This is a genomic window from Mycobacterium sp., assembly GCF_052143115.1.
GTDB lineage: Bacteria > Actinomycetota > Actinomycetes > Mycobacteriales > Mycobacteriaceae > Mycobacterium.
On record NZ_JBKQTQ010000152.1, the window covers coordinates 1 to 4208 of the forward strand.

Below are 4208 nucleotides of genomic sequence, written 5' to 3' on the forward strand. Positions count from 1 at the left end.
GAGGAACACGACTCCAACACCCAGTACCGGGGTGATACTGGGTGTGCGCGGCACACCCTTGGGTGTGCCCGTCGTGCCGGACGTCAAAAGCACGATCCGTCCGGGCGGCCCGGCCTTCGGCCGTGGCTCGCGCCCATCGATCTCGAGCGCCGCGAGATCGACGACGGCGACCGCCTCGTCTGCCGCGCGCACCCGATCGGCGAATTCGTCGTCACAAAGCACGGTTTGGATCCGGTGCGCGCCCAACGCGGTCGCCAGCGCGTCGGTGCGGAAATCGGTGTTGAGCAGCACCACGTCGGCACCGACCGACGCCGCCGCGAACACCGCCTGCATGAAGCCGCGCCCGTTGCGGCACAGGATGCCGACCGGGACCCCGGGTCCGACGCCGTGGCGGTAGACCAGCGCGGCCGCGAGGGATTCGGTGCGCGACTGCAGCTGGCCGTAGCTCAGCGCGCCGTCATCGTCGATCACCGCGGTCCGGCCCGGCCAGCGAGCCGCCGCGATCGCCATCACAGTAGCCGGGTTCGCACGACCTCGAACGGCCTCACGCACGATGCGGAACATCGTCAGCGGCCCAGCGGGCGCAAACAATCCCGATCGCAGTACCACCCGGGCCGCGGCGGTCACGATGTTCGCGGCCGTCATCGCTGCATCCCCTGAGCGCTTGGGGAATCGGTGGTGAACCGATACACCAATCCCATCCCGACCTCCAGCGGCCTGGGCAGCAGCATCGAGCTGAATTCGACCGGCCACACCCACAACGGCTGCACCGTGCGGGGCCGTTCGATGATCGCCTTCGCGACGATGTCGGCGGCCTGCTCCGCAGACAGGCCCGGCATTCTGCGCAGGATCGGCGTGGGTTCGCTCATTGGGGTGTGCACCAACGTCATATACACCGAGGTGACATGCACGCCGTCGGCGTGCAGTTCCGGTTCCACGCTGCGCAGCCAGACGTCAAATGCGCTTTTGGACGCCAGGTAGGCGCCCCAGCGCGGGCCTGGTGCGGTGAGCACACCGACCGTCGAAACACTCACGATGTGCCCGCTGCCGCGGCGCCTCATCGCGGGAAGCAGCCCTAGCAGCAACCGGACCGGGCCGAGGTAGTTGACGCCGATCGTGCACTCGAAATCCTGCGGCCGGTCGTACTGGAGATGCAGCGACCGCCGGATGGACTTGCCGGCGTTGCTGACGACGACGTCCATCGGGCCGTGGTCTTCGGTGAGCCTCTCCGCCAGTGCGGCGACCGCTGTCAGGTCGGTGAGATCGGCCGGGTACGCGGCCGCGCGGCCGCCGCCCGCGTTGATCGACGCCGCGAGGGCTGCCAGCTTGTCCGCAGAACGGGCGACCAGCAGCACGGTCGCCCCGGCCGCTCCGAGCTTGCGCGCGGTGGCCTCACCTAGTCCGTAGGAGGCACCGGTCACCAGCACCGTCTTGCCGGACACCACGGCTCGCAGCCGGTCCACATCCGACACTCGCGGTGGATTGGCGATCTTGTCGACAGCCTTGGCTAACAGGTTCATTAAATTGCCTTACTCGGACGAGTCGCAGCATAGCCCCGCAGCAACGCACGCATCGAGCGTGGGACGGCGTCGCCGGTATCGACCCCGGCTGGTAGCGGCAACCACGCCGCGCTCGGAAGCCGGTAAATGGCCGTCTGGCACCGATGCGTGGTCACGATGAACCAGACTGCCGCGGAAGGAAGTTGGATTGGGCACGGGTGCCTTGGCCACGCTTGCCTGCACCGCCGTTGACGACATTGCCATGGTCATCGGCGGAAGGTGAAACCCCATCTGCTCGCCTATGCCCGTAGCCGGTCAACGTGACGCGTGATCGGAACTCGACGGTCGCCAGTGGATTCTCTCAGACCGGTGGCAACATCGGCCGACGACAGCCGCCTGTCGCATCAGTCACACCAGCACCCGTCGAGATCAAGCACCTAACCGTCAAGGTGATGGCGCATACGACATCACGTCCAGATGGCATTGCCCGAAACCACGTAAGCAGCAGGCTCCGAGGGCAGCATTTGCGGTTGGGCTGGACGACCTATCCGCAATCTGAACGGTGCGACGGCTTCTGGATTCGGCATAACCGTTGTTCGTGCCGTCCGGCTGCACGGAAAGTCTGGCACTGATTGCCACGCAGTTGCTGGCGATGCTCCGGCGGCCAACCACCGATAAGGGGTGTTGGGCCGAGCAGCGGTGATATCATCAGATATCACTAGGAGGTGCCGATGAGTGATGTGCTGATCCGCGACATCCCCGACGATGTGCTTGCAGGACTGGACGTGCTGGCCGGCCGGGTCGGGCTGTCACGGAGCGAGTACATCCGGCGAAGACTCACCCAAGAGGCACGAAGAGCGCGCACGTCGGTAACCGTGGAGCATTTCCGGCGATTTGCTGACACCTTTGTTGATCTCGGCGATCCAGAGTTGATGACTCGGGCGTGGGAGTGAGCAACGGCGGCTGGCTCATCGACAAGTCTGCGCTGGTTCGTCTTGCTATGAGTGTCGATGCAGAAATGTGGAGCAACCGCGTAGAGCGTGGACTGGTGCGTATCAGCAACCTGACGCGGCTAGAGGTCGGGTACTCGGCGCGGACCGGTGAGGCTGCTCGGCGCGAGTTTCGCGAACCGCCGCTGGTGGCCCTGCCGGTTGAGTACCTCACACCGGCGATCGAGGACCGAGCGTTCGAGGTTCAGTTATCGCTCGCCGACAGGGGAATGCACCGTGGCCCCTCAATACCTGACTTGATCATTGCGGCGACCGCCGAACTCGCGGGCTTGATCGTCCTGCACCTCGATAAGGATTTCGACGTCATTGCCGGCGTCACAGCGCAACCAATGGAGCGACTGGCTACCTGAGGTTTCGCGGTCGCTAATGATCCTGAGCGACACGAGGCGGTCCGTAGCCCACACGTCGTTGCCGGTGTAGATCGGCTGCATTTCCGGGCTTTGCGGTGACGGCGTCTGGGGCGAGGTGAACCCTCGGGCGCATCGGCGACCAGCTCGTGCTCGGCGAGCCCAGACGGCGTGGCGAGTAGGCGGCTAGTAACGAGTGAACGATTCTCTGCACACCTATGCGTCACTGTCGCGCCGTGCTGGTGCCGACCTCCGTCTGCTGCAGAAGGCGATGGGTACGCCTCCGCAGCGGGTAATTAACCGGACGTAGGGCACAGCGGGTAATTAAACCGTGTCGCACCTACGAACGATTAACGCCTCGGCAGCGTCAAGCTCGACCAGCCACGCTGCTGGAGTGGCAGGTCGATGTATCGCGCACGGCGATGAGGTAAAGCCCGGGAGAAGCCTTACGCGGCATGACCGACTCCGTCGTCGTCAGGGTCAAGCCCGGCAGTCGCAAGGGACCCCTTGTCGAGGTCGGTCCCAACGGTGAGCTGACAATCTACGTCCGCGAGCCAGCGGTTGACGGCAAAGCCAACGACGCGGTCACCCGGCTACTGGCAGCCCACCTTCAATTGCCAAGAAGCCAAATCGAATTGGTATCCGGAGCGGCGTCGCGGCTCAAACGTTTCCGCGTGAGCCGTTGAGCAGACATCCGCTGTCGAGGACCAGCGGCTAATTCGGTGCGCGAGCGGCCAGCCGGCAGAGAGCCATCGACGTCCCGCCGTTGACCGCCTAGTCGGCGAGCGCCAGCACTTCGTCGAACCCGTCGACGAGGCAGTCGTGGAACACGTCGAAGTCCGGAATCGCGCCCGCATCGACGCAAATTCCCAGCGCACACGTGTCGACGTAGCTGAGCAACGTGACATTCACCGCCGAACCGATCGTCGGGCCGAAACCGTACGCCATCCGCAGCGCGGCTCCGCCGAGACGCACAGGGATCGGGATGCCGGGCACGTCGCTGGCCACGAAATCGACGCGGCGCAACACCGCTCCGATGTACCAGCGTGGCAACAGGTTCAACGCACCGGCGATCAATTGCATGTAGGGCAGCGAGCGCTCGTCGCGTTGCCTGGTGGCCCGGTGATGGATCTCTTCGATTCGTCGCGCCGGGTCGGCGAGACCGACCGGCACGTCGAACCGCATCATCGTGACCCGGTTTCCGGCAATCGCGTCGCCTTCGGTACGGAGACTGATCGGCATCCCCACATGAAAGTCCCCGACCGCGACGCTGTGCTTTTCGTGGTAGCGGCGCAACGCGCCGGTCACGCCCGCGAGGAAGGCATCGTTCAGCGAACCCCCGCCCGCGTGTC

General features: G+C 65.1%; 6 protein-coding genes. 3 read left to right on the forward strand and 3 right to left on the reverse strand.

The features are described 5' to 3' along the window. Together ACLQI9_RS15675 and ACLQI9_RS15680 are read right to left on the reverse strand one after the other, a co-directional pair. Positions 1 to 645: AMP-binding protein (locus ACLQI9_RS15675; RefSeq protein WP_442391889.1), on the reverse strand; the 645-nt coding region annotated here is incomplete at its 3' end. After that, entirely contained in the window at positions 642 to 1520 is an 879-nt protein-coding gene (locus ACLQI9_RS15680) for an SDR family NAD(P)-dependent oxidoreductase (RefSeq protein WP_442391890.1), read from the reverse strand. The genes ACLQI9_RS15680 and ACLQI9_RS15675, both read right to left, overlap by 4 nt. 710 nt (positions 1521 to 2230) lie before the next feature. Between ACLQI9_RS15680 and vapB the strand changes: the two genes are divergently transcribed. The 3 genes from vapB to ACLQI9_RS15695 all read left to right on the forward strand — a co-directional run bounded on the left by vapB (position 2231) and on the right by ACLQI9_RS15695 (position 3542). Continuing rightward, positions 2231 to 2452, forward strand: a complete 222-nt coding sequence (gene vapB / locus ACLQI9_RS15685) for a type II toxin-antitoxin system VapB family antitoxin (protein ID WP_442375983.1) — start codon at positions 2231 to 2233, stop codon at positions 2450 to 2452. Beyond that, complete coding sequence (locus ACLQI9_RS15690) at positions 2449 to 2859, forward strand: PIN domain nuclease (RefSeq protein ID WP_442375986.1); 411 nt, start codon at positions 2449 to 2451, stop codon at positions 2857 to 2859. Before vapB ends, ACLQI9_RS15690 begins: the two co-directional genes overlap by 4 nt. A 452-nt stretch (positions 2860 to 3311) precedes the next feature. Next, positions 3312 to 3542, forward strand: coding sequence for a DUF167 domain-containing protein (locus tag ACLQI9_RS15695; RefSeq protein WP_442375984.1), 231 nt, complete (start codon positions 3312 to 3314; stop codon positions 3540 to 3542). Between the two features lie 88 nt (positions 3543 to 3630). Here ACLQI9_RS15695 and ACLQI9_RS15700 read toward each other — a convergent pair. Then, on the reverse strand, positions 3631 to 4208 hold a 578-nt coding region (locus ACLQI9_RS15700; RefSeq protein ID WP_442391891.1), incomplete at its 5' end, for a WS/DGAT domain-containing protein.